Annotated in this window: 18 protein-coding genes and 1 tRNA gene; 9 read left to right on the top strand and 10 right to left on the bottom strand. The window is 66.8% G+C overall.

Annotated features, from left to right (window positions below):
• Position 1: 1 nt before the first annotated feature.
• A complete protein-coding gene (locus ACFHWU_RS03665) occupies positions 2-805 on the bottom strand; it encodes an FhaA domain-containing protein (RefSeq protein WP_416550970.1) in 804 nt (267 codons plus the stop codon).
• A gap of 247 nt (positions 806-1,052) precedes the next feature.
• Between ACFHWU_RS03665 and ACFHWU_RS03660 the strand changes: the two genes are divergently transcribed.
• From ACFHWU_RS03660 to ACFHWU_RS03645, 4 genes are all read left to right on the top strand, one after another.
• A tRNA-Leu gene (locus tag ACFHWU_RS03660) sits at positions 1,053-1,138 on the top strand.
• Positions 1,139-1,274: 136 nt separating this feature from the next.
• Positions 1,275-2,348 (top strand): NAD-dependent epimerase/dehydratase family protein, encoded by a 1,074-nt coding sequence (locus ACFHWU_RS03655; RefSeq protein ID WP_416550969.1) that lies wholly within the window; start codon positions 1,275-1,277, stop codon positions 2,346-2,348.
• Positions 2,345-3,151, top strand: coding sequence for a WecB/TagA/CpsF family glycosyltransferase (locus tag ACFHWU_RS03650; RefSeq protein ID WP_416589838.1), 807 nt, complete (start codon positions 2,345-2,347; stop codon positions 3,149-3,151). Before ACFHWU_RS03655 ends, ACFHWU_RS03650 begins: the two co-directional genes overlap by 4 nt.
• A 167-nt stretch (positions 3,152-3,318) precedes the next feature.
• Entirely contained in the window at positions 3,319-3,729 is a 411-nt protein-coding gene (locus ACFHWU_RS03645; protein ID WP_416589812.1) for a hypothetical protein, read from the top strand.
• Between the two features lie 58 nt (positions 3,730-3,787).
• Here ACFHWU_RS03645 and ACFHWU_RS03640 read toward each other — a convergent pair whose 3' ends face one another.
• The 3 genes from ACFHWU_RS03640 to ACFHWU_RS03630 are packed head-to-tail and all read right to left on the bottom strand — an operon-like array spanning position 3,788 to position 5,125.
• Positions 3,788-4,219, bottom strand: coding sequence for a hypothetical protein (locus tag ACFHWU_RS03640; RefSeq protein WP_416589811.1), 432 nt, complete (start codon positions 4,217-4,219; stop codon positions 3,788-3,790).
• Positions 4,194-4,868, bottom strand: a complete 675-nt coding sequence (locus ACFHWU_RS03635; protein ID WP_416589810.1) for a hypothetical protein — start codon at positions 4,866-4,868, stop codon at positions 4,194-4,196. Before ACFHWU_RS03635 ends, ACFHWU_RS03640 begins: the two co-directional genes overlap by 26 nt.
• Entirely contained in the window at positions 4,868-5,125 is a 258-nt protein-coding gene (locus ACFHWU_RS03630) for a hypothetical protein (RefSeq protein WP_416589809.1), read from the bottom strand. Before ACFHWU_RS03630 ends, ACFHWU_RS03635 begins: the two co-directional genes overlap by 1 nt.
• 530 nt (positions 5,126-5,655) lie before the next feature.
• Between ACFHWU_RS03630 and ACFHWU_RS03625 the strand changes: the two genes are divergently transcribed.
• From ACFHWU_RS03625 to ACFHWU_RS03615, 3 genes are all read left to right on the top strand, one after another.
• Complete coding sequence (locus ACFHWU_RS03625; protein ID WP_416589808.1) at positions 5,656-6,492, top strand: undecaprenyl-diphosphate phosphatase; 837 nt, start codon at positions 5,656-5,658, stop codon at positions 6,490-6,492.
• Positions 6,493-6,622: 130 nt separating this feature from the next.
• On the top strand, positions 6,623-6,811 hold the full coding sequence (locus tag ACFHWU_RS03620) for a hypothetical protein (RefSeq protein WP_416589807.1): 189 nt from the start codon (positions 6,623-6,625) through the stop codon (positions 6,809-6,811).
• Positions 6,812-6,857: 46 nt separating this feature from the next.
• Entirely contained in the window at positions 6,858-7,253 is a 396-nt protein-coding gene (locus ACFHWU_RS03615) for a DUF6896 domain-containing protein (RefSeq protein ID WP_416589806.1), read from the top strand.
• 66 nt (positions 7,254-7,319) lie between these two features.
• Here ACFHWU_RS03615 and ACFHWU_RS03610 read toward each other — a convergent pair whose 3' ends face one another.
• Both ACFHWU_RS03610 and ACFHWU_RS03605 read right to left on the bottom strand, forming a co-directional pair.
• Complete coding sequence (locus ACFHWU_RS03610; protein WP_416589805.1) at positions 7,320-7,847, bottom strand: O-acetyl-ADP-ribose deacetylase; 528 nt, start codon at positions 7,845-7,847, stop codon at positions 7,320-7,322.
• A gap of 307 nt (positions 7,848-8,154) precedes the next feature.
• Positions 8,155-8,388: a winged helix-turn-helix domain-containing protein gene (locus tag ACFHWU_RS03605; RefSeq protein ID WP_416550963.1), complete on the bottom strand. Its 234-nt coding sequence runs from the start codon at positions 8,386-8,388 to the stop codon at positions 8,155-8,157.
• A 778-nt stretch (positions 8,389-9,166) separates the two neighbouring features.
• On the opposite strand from ACFHWU_RS03605, the gene ACFHWU_RS03600 reads away from it, so the two are divergent.
• Both ACFHWU_RS03600 and ACFHWU_RS03595 read left to right on the top strand, forming a co-directional pair.
• A complete protein-coding gene (locus tag ACFHWU_RS03600; protein WP_416589804.1) occupies positions 9,167-9,577 on the top strand; it encodes a DivIVA domain-containing protein in 411 nt (136 codons plus the stop codon).
• Positions 9,574-11,346 carry a hypothetical protein gene (locus tag ACFHWU_RS03595; protein ID WP_416589803.1) on the top strand — a complete coding sequence of 591 codons (1,773 nt, stop codon included), beginning with the start codon at positions 9,574-9,576 and terminating at the stop codon, positions 11,344-11,346. The genes ACFHWU_RS03600 and ACFHWU_RS03595 overlap by 4 nt, the downstream gene beginning before the upstream one ends.
• Positions 11,347-11,765: 419 nt before the next feature.
• Here the strand turns inward: ACFHWU_RS03595 and ACFHWU_RS03590 are convergent, their stop codons facing one another.
• The 4 genes from ACFHWU_RS03590 to ACFHWU_RS03575 all read right to left on the bottom strand — a co-directional run bounded on the left by ACFHWU_RS03590 (position 11,766) and on the right by ACFHWU_RS03575 (position 14,210).
• Positions 11,766-12,281 (bottom strand): hypothetical protein, encoded by a 516-nt coding sequence (locus ACFHWU_RS03590; protein WP_416589802.1) that lies wholly within the window; start codon positions 12,279-12,281, stop codon positions 11,766-11,768.
• Positions 12,282-12,618: 337 nt separating this feature from the next.
• Positions 12,619-13,647 (bottom strand): CU044_5270 family protein, encoded by a 1,029-nt coding sequence (locus ACFHWU_RS03585; RefSeq protein ID WP_416589801.1) that lies wholly within the window; start codon positions 13,645-13,647, stop codon positions 12,619-12,621.
• Complete coding sequence (locus ACFHWU_RS03580; protein WP_416589837.1) at positions 13,620-13,901, bottom strand: RNA polymerase sigma factor; 282 nt, start codon at positions 13,899-13,901, stop codon at positions 13,620-13,622. Before ACFHWU_RS03580 ends, ACFHWU_RS03585 begins: the two co-directional genes overlap by 28 nt.
• Before the next feature lie 75 nt (positions 13,902-13,976).
• Positions 13,977-14,210 carry an RNA polymerase sigma factor gene (locus tag ACFHWU_RS03575; RefSeq protein WP_416589800.1) on the bottom strand — a complete coding sequence of 78 codons (234 nt, stop codon included), beginning with the start codon at positions 14,208-14,210 and terminating at the stop codon, positions 13,977-13,979.
• Positions 14,211-14,301: the final 91 nt, after the last annotated feature.

Raw genomic sequence — 14,301 nt, 5'->3', positions numbered from 1 at the left:
GTTAGCCATCCACTCGGAACGTGAGCGTGGTCGTCCCGAGCTGGATCATGTCACCGGGGTTCAGGGCCACTGCGGAGACCCGCTGCCCGTTGACCATGGTCCCGTTGGTCGACCCCAGATCGGTCAGCACCACTTGAGCACCGTCGAAGTCGAGCCGGGCGTGTCGGCGGGAGATCCCCACGTCCGGCAGGCGCAGATTGGCCTGGTCACCCCGGCCGATCACGGTCGAACCCATCTGCAGCGGATAGGTCCGCCCGTCACCCGAGACCAGCCGTACGTTGCGGGTGCCGGCCGGCGAGTGCGGCGGTTGACCGTACCCCCCGCCCTGCTGGTCGTACGGCGGATAGCCGCCCTGACCACCCCCGGGCATGTCGTACCCGGGCTGCTGCACCGGCGCGACGTCGCCGCCGGTGAACACCTCGGCCGTCACCCGGAACATCCCGGTGTCGAGCCCGTCGCCCCGCTCAATCTCGACGATCACGTCGCCGTAGACCGTCCAGGCCTGCTCACCGATGAACTCCGCCTGCGACTGGGCGAGCTCCTGGGCCAGGGCCGCCGCGTACGGAGCCAGCCGACTGTGGTCGTACGGCGAGAGATCGATTACGTAGCGGTTCGGCACCAGCGTGCGCCCACCAGCCAGGATCGCCTTGTGGGCCTCAGCCTCCCGCTGCATCGCGTTGAGGATCTCCACCGGGTGCACGACACCCTTGAACACCTTGGCGAAGGCCCCTTCGACTAGGCCTTCCAGACGCTTCTCGAAGCGTTGCAGCACGCTCACCGGCTCCTCCTCGGGTTCCGAGGACATGATGGTATCCGGCCGTCGCCCGTGCCACCCGCACGCCGATCGACCACCGCTCCCGGCCTGTCCCGAACGACCGACCCGCCCCGTGCTACTCTTCGCCAGGCGTCGCGGGCGATATCAAGCACGGGGCGACCAGGGACAGCGTAGTATGTCCCGGCACCTGCCAGCGGGTGGCCCCGACCGACACCCCCACCGGGATCGGGAAGGACCGGCCGGGTTAGTCTTCTACCGACTGTCCCGGACAGCATCCGGGGAAGTGGCGGAATGGCAGACGCGCACGGTTCAGGTCCGTGTGCCCGAAAGGGCGTGGGGGTTCAACTCCCCCCTTCCCCACCAGCAGGTCGGGCGGCACCAGCCACCCGGACCAGCTTGCAACGATCAAGAAGGCTCCGCCGGACGGCGGGGCCTTCTTCACATATCGCCCGGATATCCTGTTGACCGTTTACTCCACCCCCCAGCTCAGGAGTGTCGTGTGAGCGTCGCGTTGGTTACCGGTTCCGGCGGTCTGATCGGATCGGAGGCGGCCCGGCACTTCGCCGGCCTCGGCCTGGACGTGGTGGGCATCGACAACGACATGCGCCGCGAGTTCTTCGGCCCCGAGGCGTCCACCGCCTGGAACGTCGAGACCCTGCGGCGCGACCTCGGTGCGGCGTACGCCCATCAGGCGGTGGACATCCGCGACCGCGACGCCCTGGCGGGCCTGTTCCGGCGGTACGGCCGGGACATCGCCGTGGTGATCCACACCGCCGCGCAGCCGTCGCACGACTGGGCGGTGCGCGACCCGTTCACCGACTTCGACGTCAACGGCGGCGGCACCCTCAACGTGCTGCAGAACGTCCGGGAACACTGCCCCGAGGCACCGGTGATCCACTGCTCCACCAACAAGGTGTACGGCGACCGGCCGAACAGCCTGCCGCTGATCGAGCAGGAGACCCGGTGGGAGATCACCCCGGACCACCCGTACGCCGGCGGGATCACCGAGGACATGTCGATCGACGCCTGCCTGCACTCGGTCTTCGGCGCGTCGAAGGTCGCCGCCGACATCATGGTGCAGGAGTACGGCCGCTACTTCGGCATCCGTACCGCCTGCTTCCGGGGCGGCACGCTGACCGGGCCGGCGCACTCGGCGACCGAGCTGCACGGCTTCCTCGGCTACCTGATGCGCTGCAACATGGAGCGACGGACCTACAAGATCTTCGGGTACGGCGGCAAAATGGTCCGCGACGCGATCCACAGCCACGACGTGGTCTCCGCCTTCGAGGCGTTCTTCCGCGACCCGCGCCCGGCGGCGGTCTACAACCTGGGCGGCGGCCGGCACTCCAACTGCTCGCACCTGGAGGCGTTCGCCATCGCCGAGCAGATCACCGGCGAAAAGATGATCACCGAGTACCAGGAGGCGAACCGGGTCGGCGACCACCAGTGGTGGATCGGCTCGAACGCCGCTTTCCAGCGTGACTACCCTGGCTGGAAGCAGGTCTACGACGTACCGATGATCCTGCAGGAGATCTACCAGGCCAACGTCGACAAGTGGGTGCCCGGAAAATGATCGACCAGGGCAAACGCAACCTGCTCGGGGTGCTGGTCGACGCCGTCGACTACGAGGCCGCCACCGAGCGGGTGGTCGACGCCGCCCGGGAGCGCCGGCCGCTGGCGTTGACCGCACTCGCCGTACACGGGGTGATGACCGGGGTCCTCGACCCTGCGCACAACGCCCGGCTCAACTCGTTCGACCTGGTCACCCCGGACGGCCAACCGGTGCGCTGGGGACTCAACCTGCTGCATGGAGCAGGGCTGAAAGACCGCGTCTATGGGCCGACGCTCACCCTGCGGGTGCTGCAGCGCTGCGCCGACGAAGGGCTGCCGGTCTACCTGTACGGCTCCACCGAGGAGACGCTGGACCGGCTGGTGCCGAAGCTGGAGCAGATGTTCCCGGCGTTGAAGTTCGCCGGGGTCGAGCCGTCGAAGTTCCGCGCCGTCGGCCCTGGTGAGGATGTGGAGATCGCCGACCGGATCCGGGCTTCTGGTGCCCGGCTGGTGCTGGTCGGGCTGGGCTGCCCGCGCCAGGAGGTCTTCGCGTACGCCATGCGCCCGCTGCTGGACATGCCGCTGATGGCGGTCGGCGCGGCCTTCGACTACCACGCCGGCCTGCTACGCAAGCCGCCGTCCTGGATGCAGCGTGCCGGCCTGGAGTGGCTGTGGCGGCTCGGGCTGGAGCCGAAACGGCTGTGGCGCCGCTACGTGATCCTCAACCCGGCGTACCTGAGCCGGCTGGGCGCGCAGAAGCTGGGTATGTGGCAGGCCACCCCGCCGAAGGCAGCCACCGACCGACCCACCACCTTCGCCGTCTGACCCCCTGACACTGTCTGACTGCCTGCCCTGGCTGGCCCGTCTGTCCCGGCTCCGGGAACCCCTGTCCGCGTGCGCCGAGCTGCTTTGCCGCCCGGCAGAACGCTCGCGAAACGTCACACCGTGCATTGACATCCGCCGCGCCGGCTCGTTGGAGCTACCCTCGCGGCATGGCGGGTGCCGGGAAACCGACAGCGGGCATGACGATCAGCATCCGGACACGACGCGATGTAGTCGTGGTGGATCCGGACCGATTCATGGCAGCGGCACGGCAGGCGCTTCGTGATCGCAGTCCGGGCATGACCGATGCCGAGGCGGCCGAGGCGGTGGCTGACGTCTACGACGCCGTACACGCCATGCTCGATCGGGACGGAGCGCTCGCGGCCGACGCTGCGAACGACGACGTAGTCGGTGTCGGTGGGCCCCTGCCTGGCGTACGTGGCCAGGACCGGCCTGACGGTCTGTCGCCCGCAGGCAGGCTGCAACAGGTGGTCATCGACGATGAGCAACCGCTGCAGGACTACGGCTGCTTCCTTCCCGCAGATCCCTTCGCGTTGCCCGGCCCCGGGAGCGGCGGCTAGCGGCAACGCTTGTCAGGTGTTGCCGAGTGCAGGTCCAGTAGCATCCGGGCCTGCTTGGCTACATGTACTGGGCGGCGGTCTGCTCGACGTCGCGGATGAACTCCTCCAGCTCGGCCTCGGTCCACTGTTCGTCCTGCAGCAGAGTCCCGAGGATCACGATCTGCGCGGAGAAGGCTACGTCCGGAGCGATGCCGTCGAGCAGGTCCGCTTCGCCGAGGGCTCCTCGGATCATGCCCTCCATCGCCAGGGCGGGCAGTTCGTGACCGTCCGCGTACCGCTGACGGGTGGTGGCGACGAAGTTGGCGATCTGCTGCAGGTCAGGTGTCTCGCCGAAGCGTCGTTGCACCGCGACGAAGAAGGCAGCGGTGATGGTCTGAGGCCCTTCTCGTAGCCCTTTGTCGCCGATCTCGGCGAGGAGCCGATCGGCCGTGCCCCAGTCTCCCCGGGCCATGGCACGGATCATGTCACTGCGGTTCTGGTCGGCGCTCACGTTTCAAGTACCTCGCTATCTGCTCGCGTGCGACGTTCACCGCACGGTTGACCGTGATGCCGGCGATCAGCCCGAGGATGAGGATATGGCCACCTGCCTCCGGCGGGTCGATCCGGACAGGATGGGTTGGGACGACGGCGTTCGGCGTACCGGTGTGGCTGGTCTGTGCGCCGCCCGGGCCGCGTGGGCCGCCAAGGATGCGAATCGCCTCCTGGCCCAGCTCGACCATGCTCTTGCCGGTGTCCTGCACATCCTCAGACTTGCGTGCCATCTTGTTGAAGAAGCTGCCGGGCCCCCGGCGGGCGTCGGAGCGGCGGGTGGTGTCGGCGAGGAGTTCTTCGCCGGTCGGGCCAGTGAGCGTCGGTTCGGTGGGTGCCGAGCCGGGGGCGATGCGGTTGGCGTAGGCGTTGAGGTGCCCGACAGCCTCCATGAGCAGGCGAGCAACCTTCCCGGCCTTGTCGGCGGCGGTCTCCCACTCGGCCGTCGCGTTGGCGACAGCATGCGCCGATGCGCCAGCGCTGGCTGTGGAAAGGGCCTGGTACGCGCCGGTCACTTCCTGCTGAGCGCGCAGGCACGTCGCCGCGGCCGAGCTGAGGCCGGTGGACGCGCGCGTGAGCTGGGCAATGACCTCGGCGACCGTCCCAGCCATCACAAACTCGCGCGGTACGTCTCGACCAGTTCGATCCCCGCGTCCAGTCGGGCGATCGCCAACTTGATCTCGCGGAGCGCGGACCTGGCCTCGGTCAGGGCGTCGGTAGCCAGTTCATGGTTGCTGCCCTGACAGGTGTAAGTCGCCAACTCCAGGGCCTCGCCCGCTGTAGCGGCAGCCTGTTGCAAAGTGTTCATGCCGCTGCGGGCGCTCTCCAGGCCCCTGCCCAGCTGAGCCTTGACCTCGTCGACGCTCACCGAGCCGGCCTCCCCGGTCGCGGAGCCGCCGTACCGGAAGGCAACTCACGTTCGTCAGGTACGCCCGACCATAGTCGACCAGCTACGGACCGGCGACCCTGCGCGACGGATATCCGTCACCCTGGCCGCTGTCGCTGCAGCCCGCCCAACGCTCGTTGTCGACATACCAGCCGTACCGAGTTGCGCACTGGCAAGCACACCCAGCCTCTGGCTGCGTTCGTCGGCTGGCCGCGCACCTGCTGTAGGTCCAGGTCGGTGGCGTTGGGTGACAGGCGTTGTTGAGCTAGCTATCCCCATGGCGTCCGGATCTGCCGATGAGCGAGCGTTTGGCTACATTGGCATCGTTGGTGGCTTCGATAGGCGTGGGAGCCTGACAGTTCGGACCGTGACCCGGCGTAAGCATTTGCGCCCAGGTCGTCGTATCGATCCGGGCCCAGCTCTCGGTGGCGCCGGTCCGGACTCGGCACGGCAGGGCATGATCATTGCTTCTATGCTCAAGCCCGATCAGAACGGGATTAAGGCGGTCAGGGTTGAACATCTTCGAAGCGGTGCTACTCGGCGCGGTGGAGGGTTTCACCGAGTTCCTGCCTGTGTCGAGCACGGGCCACCTGACCATTCTTGAAAAGCTGCTCGGGTACGAGCTCGACGATCCTGACATCACAGCATTCACGGTAATCATCCAGTCCGGTGCGGTGCTGGCTACGATCCTGTTCCTCCGTAGGGACATCGCGCGGATCGTGCCGGTCTGGTTCCGAGGGCTGTTCTCCGCGGCAGCGCGGGCTGATCCGGGCTACCGGTTCGGCTGGGCGGTGATACTTGGGTCGTTGCCGATCGTGGTCATGGCGCTGCTGTTCAAGGACACGATTGAGACGACCTTGCGGAGCCTGTGGGTCGTGGCCGGGGCGCTGATCGTGTGGAGCGGGGTGATGGCGTACGCCGATCACGCTGCCACGCAGGGGCGGCACGAGAATGATGTGACCTGGAAGGACTCGCTAATCATCGGGACGGTGCAGTGTCTGGCGCTGATCCCGGGGGTGTCGCGGTCGGGGGCGACGATGTCGGCGGGCCTGCTGCGTGACCTGGACCGGGTGACGGTGACAAAGTTGTCGTTCTTTCTGTCCATCCCGGCGTTGCTCGGCGCGTCGCTGCTGCAGGGCGTGGAGAAGGCGGGCAATATCGCCGACGGGGTGGGCTGGACGAACACTCTTGTGGCGACGGCGGTCAGCTTCGTGGTGGCGTACTTCTCGGTGTCCTGGCTGCTGCGGTTCATCGCCCGGCACTCGTACAGCATCTTCATCGTTTACCGGCTGGGGCTGGGCCTGCTACTGATCGTGCTGCTGGCGACGGGCATGATCGAGGCACAGTGATCGGCGTGCGGTGAGCCCGCCCGGCGGGGCGGGCGCTGGCGTACGTCTGCTGGGCAGTTCCGGCGGTGGCACACCCGCCCCGCAACACGCGACGACATCCGCTCATGCCGCGTATGGGAAGGTAGGTCCTGTGATTGCCGCAGGCGTGCCGGATCCTTCCGATATTCGTCAGCGGGTCGCTCGTGGCCGCGGTCTGTTCATCTCGCTCGACGAGGCAGTGACGATGCCAACCGCCACCGTCACTGCCCGCGCCTTGCAGGTGTCGACGACGCGTGAAGAATTTCAAATGTCGTTGACAGCAGGCCGCGCTCGGGTCTGATGTGGTTGTCTTCGCCTCGCCACGGAGTCGAGGGCCGGTCCTTACCGTGCTGCGACTCGTCGATGACGAAGAAGCCACGAGGCTACGCCCGATCCTGGAAAGCCTCGTCGCCGAGTTCCGCCGAACAGCCGCAGCGCTCGTCGAACAGATGAGGGCTGGTACGCCGCCGGGGAGCGACGACGACACGGACTACCCGGAGTCCGTACGGTACGACGACGCGACCTGGTACCTGCACCTGCACGGGAAGCACTGCCGGTTCGAGAACGTGGCGAGCGGCGAGGTTGTCGAGGCCAACATCTATGTCCCCGATGCCGTCGACCCGTACTTTCTGTTGCAGTACGCCACGTCGGCCGGCCGCCATGGCGCTGTCGTCGATGCGTGTGTCGAGGGCTTTCACGACATGTGCCGCCTGCTCGATTGCGCTGGAATCACCTACGGTTGAGATCGACACCGTCTAGCCGGCGCACTCATCTGCCGCGTTGAAGAGTGCGAGTGCCGTCGCTGGATGTCACCGGCCGTGATTGCAAGTCTGGCTGACATGCTCGGCGGTTCGGCGGGTCCGCTCATCGAAGAGCACGAGGCGGATCAGGCCCACGGTAGTCGGCTGCTCGGAGTGCAGGGCGGTCAACGCCTGGAGAACGGCGTCCTCCTTCGGCCAGCGGTATACGCCGGAGGAGATCAGGGGGAAGGCGATGACCTGTGCGCCCAGGCCAGCGGCGACCCTCAGCGACTCCGTGTAGCAACTGCGCAGCAGGGGGGCGCGGTCGACGTCGGGGCTGAAGACCGGCCCGACAGTGTGAATCACCCATCGGGCTGGCAACCGCCCGGCGGTGGTCGCCACAGCGTGCCCAACCGGTAGGCCCTGCCCGTACCGGCTGGCCCGAAGGGCACGACACTCCTCCAGAATCGCCGGACCGCCCTTGCGGTGGATCGCCCCATCGACCCCACCGCCGCCTAGCAGCGAGGAGTTCGCGGCATTGACCACAGCGTCCACCCGCTCGGCCGTGATGTCGCCGGTGATCAACTCGATCCGCACCGCTCGCCCTTCCCTGGTAGACATGCCCCGTCGACCCGTCCGGCCGGCAGAGGCCACTGCCATCGTCGACACCCCGTAACAAGCTCGGTCCTTCGCCGACGGTGCCTGCACCAGCTAGCATCACCGGTCCGTCTCGTTTGGTCCCGAGCGGGGCGGGATCAAGATCAGATATCCGGATCTGTCGCGATCCGGTGCGAGCGCCTAACCCAGCTGCTGCGTAGCGTAGTCGGCAATGCGTTTCGCAGTGCTCTGGGCTGTGGGCTTCACCGGCGGCGTGGGGGCCTTGCCACGAGCTCGGGCGCGGGGATCACATCTCCGTGGCTTGCTCGGCGACGTACGTGCCCTTGCCCTGGTGGCCTTCGACCAGACCACGGTCGCGCAGCAGCCGCAGGGCGGCTTGGGCGGTGGAGACGCTGACCTTGTACGTGTCGGAGAGCTGGGCATAGGTCGGCAGCTTGTCGCCCGGCGACAGCTCACCGGACCGGATCTGCTGGGTGATGTCATCGACGACACGTAGGTAGTCGGCAGGTCGACTGGGCATTTCAAGGTACTCCTCGCTCGGCACCTCGATTTGACCATGGAACTTGGCTACCTACAAGACTGATGTTGACTTAGGTATCTAACCTACCTAACATTGCTCCTCGGAACGCCTCGCTCGGCAGCTTGGCTTTCCACCCTCCGGGTGCACCCGGCCCGGCAGCCGGGGCGGGCTGCGTCACTGAATGGAGTCAGCCCACTCCTCCTGTGAAGCAATCCGCCTCGGCTGTACTCAGCGGCCCTGTGTTCGTACCGCCGATTGAGGCTGCGTGCGCAGGGCGGGCGGCCCGACCTCCGCACCCCCGTTCGGGGTCGGGCCGCCCTTCCACCCGCTCTACCAAAGACCATGCCCGATCAGCGAGCTTGAAAGGCGGTCCTACCGTGCGCAGACCCCTCGACTTCCTCCGCGTGAAGATGCCGGCGGCTGATCGGTAGCGTGCCGGCCAGCCGTTCACCTGCCGATCCCAGACCCGGCGACGAGCTGATCATCGACGGCCGGGCGAGTGTCCAGTTCACGGCCGGGCGAGGCTTCCGGTTCCGGGTGACGACAGTGGACAAACGGTGGACGTATCAGGACTGGGTCTGGTTGTCCGGGTATGTGTTGGCACCGGACGGTGAAGCCCGCGAACGGCGGGAGATCTTCGTCCAGCGCGACGGTCTCCGATGGGCACCGCGCCCACGCCGGCACCGCTGACCAGGGCGGCGGCACAACTGCGACGTGAGCCGCGCCCTCTCGACCCGTACCCCTGAAGGTTTCCGACTCTTGGAAGGTGGTTCCTGCTGTGCGTAGGTTCTTTGACCTGTTCCGTCGACCGCCGGTGCGGAGCCGGCGCAACCGGCGGTTGCTCGCCGAGATCGCGCGCCACAACCAGCGGCCGACCGACGCTGCGGCCGGCCAGCGCAGGCTGGTGCGACGTGCCCCGAACAGCGTCGGTCATCTGTACGGGCGGCCGGTGCGGCCGTCGATCAGTCCCGGCCTGGTCCGCGAGCGTCGGTTCGGCGACCGCGTCCGGCGCGGCTGTGACCCCACCGAGGTACGCACGTTCCTGCACCTGGTCGCCGACGAGCTGACCGCACTGCGCGCCGAACTGGCCGCCACCCGTGACGAGAACGTGCGGATCAAGCAGGCGTTGCGGGACTGGCAGTCACTGCAGTTCCAACAGTTCCAGGCAGGGACGGGGGTGACCGGGTGACCGGGGTCAACGGAGTGCCGGCCGGCCCGGTCCACGTCGTCGGGTTCGGGTCCGAGCGGCGGCGGGCGCAACTCGTGGTCACCGTCGCCAACCTCGACACCGGGGCGGTCGCCTCGACCAGCCTCGTGCCGGGCTCGTTCACCCCGCTACCGACCCCAAACGGCACCTGGTGGCTGCCGTACGCCCCGATCGTCACCGACCTCGCCCAGCGTGCCGGGGTGGCCGCCGCGACACTGTGCGACCCGGACTTCCCCGACGAACCCGGCCGGCTCCCGTCGTCCGGGCTGACCCTGCCGGTCCAGTGGCAGCCCGGCATCCCGCAGCGGGACCGCCACCGGTGGGAGGCGTCTGCGCTCGCCAACCGGCTCACCGCGCCGTGGCTGGTCCTGATCGGCCGCAGCAGCGAACCGCCGCCGCCGGGCGACCCGGGTCGGCTGCTCGGCCGGCTGTGCGCGCTCGCCGACCAACTCCATGTCGACCTGGTCCTCGAAGCCCGACCAGCGTCGACCCCGAGCGGGCTGAGCTGGGACATCCGGTACGAACTCGCTGGCGGGAAAGTGCCCGACTACGCGCACCGCTGGGTAGCCGACCTGCCGGCGGCGGTCACCTCGATCAGCCCGGAACGGGCCGCGTCCGGGCTGGCCGTGGCCGACTGGAACCTCCCCGCCCACTACCTCGCCGAGTCCGCCCTCACGCCGCACCCGGTGCCGGTCGGGCTCGACGGGCACCCCGGCGGCCACGACCTCGACCAACTCGAACGACGCATGATCGCCGACGCCGAGCAGCACGGCGGCGCGCAGGCGATCTGGCGTAACCGGCACTGGTGGCACACCAGCCTGCGACCCGGCGACACCGAACCGGGAGGGGCCGGCGGCCGATTCGTACGCGGCTGGGAGCCGCCAGCGCCGAGATACTGGGGCGAGCCGATCCCCACCCATCCCTGCCCACAATGCACCAATGCGGCAGACCCGCCTTACTGCACCGACTGCTACGGCACCCGCCGGGTCCGCCACGGCGCCGTCGTCACCGTCACCGACCTACGCGGCCGCACCGTGCACCGTAACTGGCGACCCGACGACGACGGCACCCCACCCGCTCTCGCCCACACCGACCGACCATCCGGCTCCAGCGTGTGGCAGTTGCCCGAGCACTACCGGATCGGCTCCCTCGCCGCCGAGTTCGGCGTACAGCCGACCGACCTGACCGACATCGACGGCGAACACGTCATCGACCAGCACCTGCGCAACGGGGTGAGCCAGATCCACCACGGCGGCGACCCGCTCGCCGCGTACCTCGCCGAAGCCGCCGCCGCCCACGACGGCGCCCGCATCATCGCCCGCGCCACCGACTGGCCCGGCCCCACCCTCGACGAGTTGGCCCGACTCGTCACCGGACTCGGCCTCGCCCTCGACATCACCGCCGTCGACCACCGCGACAGCATCGGCCGGCCCGAGCTGATGCAGGGCCACACCTGGTCGGTCCAGGTCGCCGATCCGGCCACCCCGCCGACCGTCGACCCGGTCCCCACCAGCGCCGCCCTGCCCGAAGCCGTCGCCCTCTGCCACCGCTACCCCTACGGCGCGCTGCGCGCGACCATCCCCACCGACCCCCGACAACCCATCCCCGCCCCACAACAGCTCACGACCGCCGGTCCAGCTCCCGACACCACCAGCTACATCACCCAGGTACGCCAGCAAGCCGCCAGCCACCCCGGCCAGCCCGCCACCATCCGCATCCAACCCGACCGCACCCACCCCACCGCAACCTGATGACGTTTCATGAGTACGCCGGCCGAAGCACGCACCCCGTGGGAGACTTCATGCGGCCGCAACTGAGCCGAGCCCTACATCCCCCGACGATTGAAAATGGGAACTGCGAATTTAGCTGGCAGGTACTAACCGTCCTGGTAAAGATACGTTACCGGGTTCGCTACAAACTATCGCGAACTGCCGGTGACGAAGAGAGCGCAGCCAGACCGCAATTCACCCCATCGCCACCGGCAAGCCAGCGAGCTAAATATCAGAGCCGGTCCTCAAGAGCCACTAACAAACGCGGACGGCATCGAGAATGTTATCGCATGGACCCATTCCAGTATTGTATTCGAACGCGTAGGAGCTAAACAGGAGAGTCCATTGGTTGACGCCGTTCCAGTTGTAGAAATGGCTAGCAGTATTTGGTGTTTGATTGTTCACCCAGGATGAGATTCGATCGTTCCAGTACCCACCCCAGGGAATGGAATGGCACCAAGATCCTTGAACTGGCAGTAATAAAAAGAAATGGTCGCACTACTAGGATGCAAATTTGGTTCTGTATAAAGACAAAGATATTCATAGTAGCAGCCGTAGAAATAGTCTTCTGCGGCGGGCGAAATTGGCTCGGCGTTCTTGGCTACATGAACTGCGGACGGTGCGGGTGGAGCGATGCGCTTAGTGGCGGTCGGCATTTCAGCTGCGGTGGTATTGGCGAAACGCTTATCCCGCGGATGATCGGCAGGCAGTGTGACGAGCACGCCGGGTGCCGCTCGGACGGTGTTCTCGTCGATAGCGACAGATCCTGGATAATAGTCAAGCAGAGACTGGAGTGCCATCGAGTGTTGAGACGTTACTGGAAGACTTTTAGCCTGCACTGGTGAGGCCGCTGAGGTCAGGATAACCATCGGCACAGTCACAAATGTCAAGAGCGTGCGTCCAATACGTTGGTTCACTAAGATCTGGACTCCCCTGCTCCGTACACACTGGAACGATTAGCGCAAGCTGTTTCCTAGCAAGCTAAAACCAATCGCGACAGGCACCCGTAGGTCGATCCACGGCGGTCGACCCACAGCCGATTGCATCGGCATCTACCGATGCGCAGAGGTTTTTGAGCGGATTGCGGTGCGCCATGCTCACCTTCCCATGATCGACATGACAGAGAGTGCTTGTGGGACGACCGTCTGATGCCAGGGCTAGCAGGCGAGATCTAACCCGAGTTAGCCGAAGGAATGACAGAGTGCGATCTGTATAACAGAATGGCAACAACGTCGATTATGGTTCGTGCCTCAGTCAGGCCGGCGACCTACCTGCGTCGTTCACGATGACCTGGCGTAGCAGGGCGCTGTTGGTGGTGCCGAGGAACACGAACGACGTCGCATCGAAAATGAGCGTCGTCCCTTCGGGCATGCCCACCGCTACCCCATCCCGGTTGGCAAGGTCTTGTGCCTGCTGTCGGACGGTCACGCCTGGCAGCGAGGCCAACGCGTCCAACAAAGCGCTTCGCTGAGGTGAGGTGAGGTACCTACCACCGACCAGCAACTCACCGGCCCGCTGGAAGATGAGCGCATCAGTTGCTCTGCCATCTGGGGAGGCAGAGGACGTGACCTGCAGCTCTGACTGCGCTTCCCCCACCGAAGACACATCGGCTCGGAGCCAGTCGAGCACCGCTGCTGGGCTGTCCGGCATCTCCGCGTCGTACCCCCGCTGCAGCACACACTGCTGGTCACTCGTCGGATCGGCGGCTGGACCGGAACGATTCGGTGAGCAGGCCGGCAGCACTAGGTCGTTTGGCTCGGCCTGGTCCTGCTGGTACGCCCTGTCCCGGATCAATCCGTCCTGAGCACCGTCTGCCGAAAGCCAGATCTGCCGCAATACCCGCGGCCCGTTGCTAATGGTGAAGCCACCGTCCGGCTGCTGCGCCTGGTTGATCGGGCTCGCCACCGTCTCGGTGAACACGAACTGTCCAGCTGCCGGGACGGGGAGGTCCGCTTCGTGAGCCACCAAGGCAGCGGTACGCAGGATGGAAGAAGCCTCGGCCGCGCCCGACGGGGGCGCTGATCCACCTACCGGCCACCCGCCTCCTACGACTGCGGTGGCGAACACGAGAACGGCAGCTAATGCCGCTCCTGCCAGGCCGAGGTTCAACCGCCGGCCGGGCCATGCCGTGCCGCCGCACGGCACTCCTGTTTCCGCGCTGGGTCCATCGAGGATGCGATCGCGCCAGGCTGTCGGTGCGTCCCCGGCGTCCGGAGCCAAGTCGGCGCCGAGTTCCTTGAGTCGATCCATCTCACTCACGCCCTGCTCCATCTCTTCCACCATCGTTCCTCAAGCTCAGTACCTGTCAAAGTGCTCCGGGCCGGATCGCTCTCCAACACGTCCCGCATCCTGCGGCGTGCCCGGTTCAATCGTGATCGGACCGTGCCGATCGGGATTTGCAGGACCCGAGCGACCTCCTCGTAGCTCAGGTCTCCCCAGGCAACCAGGAGAAGCACGTCCCGCTCCTTGCGGCCGAGCCGGGCGAGCGCCGTGGCCAGCGGTCCTCGCCACGCCTGGGCAGACGCTGCGGCTGCCACCCGATCCGCCAACGCCTCTTCGCCACTGTCGGGCTTCACCCGCAGATACGCTCGGTACCGGGCGCTCTCGGCGCGTTAATGTCGGGCCAACTCACGGTGCACGATCGCGAGCAGCCACGGAAACGCGTTCGGGTAGCCAGGGTCGTAGGTGTGCCGGGCGCGGAACGCTGCCACGAACGCGTCCGCGACGACGTCCTCGGCAATCTCCCGGCCCACCCGTCGGTAGGCATAGCCGTACAACATCCCGGCGTGCTTCTCGTACACCTGCGCGAATCGATCGGGGTCGTCGAGCGACGCCACGATGATCACAGCATCATTGGTCGACTCCGCCGCAATGCCCCTCACCCGGAGCCCAGCGGTGGCGATAGGTTCACGATGATCCTTCCTGCCTGCATCCTCT

Source organism: Micromonospora sp. LOL_015, from assembly GCF_048060275.1.
In the GTDB taxonomy this organism is placed as follows: domain Bacteria; phylum Actinomycetota; class Actinomycetes; order Mycobacteriales; family Micromonosporaceae; genus Micromonospora_E.
This window is presented reverse-complemented; position numbering and strand designations above follow the sequence as displayed.

What these genes read in the sequence shown, in the direction of transcription:
- ACFHWU_RS03645 (WP_416589812.1), top strand. Translation starts at nt 3,319, where the DNA reads ATGGCGGGTGCCGGGAAACCGACAGCGGGCATGACGATCAGCATCCGG.
- ACFHWU_RS03605 (WP_416550963.1), bottom strand. Translation starts at nt 8,388, where the DNA reads ATGCCCAGTCGACCTGCCGACTACCTACGTGTCGTCGATGACATCACC.
- ACFHWU_RS03665 (WP_416550970.1), bottom strand. Translation starts at nt 805, where the DNA reads ATGTCCTCGGAACCCGAGGAGGAGCCGGTGAGCGTGCTGCAACGCTTC.
- ACFHWU_RS03650 (WP_416589838.1), top strand. Translation starts at nt 2,345, where the DNA reads ATGATCGACCAGGGCAAACGCAACCTGCTCGGGGTGCTGGTCGACGCC.
- ACFHWU_RS03585 (WP_416589801.1), bottom strand. Translation starts at nt 13,647, where the DNA reads ATGGTGGAAGAGATGGAGCAGGGCGTGAGTGAGATGGATCGACTCAAG.
- ACFHWU_RS03635 (WP_416589810.1), bottom strand. Translation starts at nt 4,868, where the DNA reads ATGGCTGGGACGGTCGCCGAGGTCATTGCCCAGCTCACGCGCGCGTCC.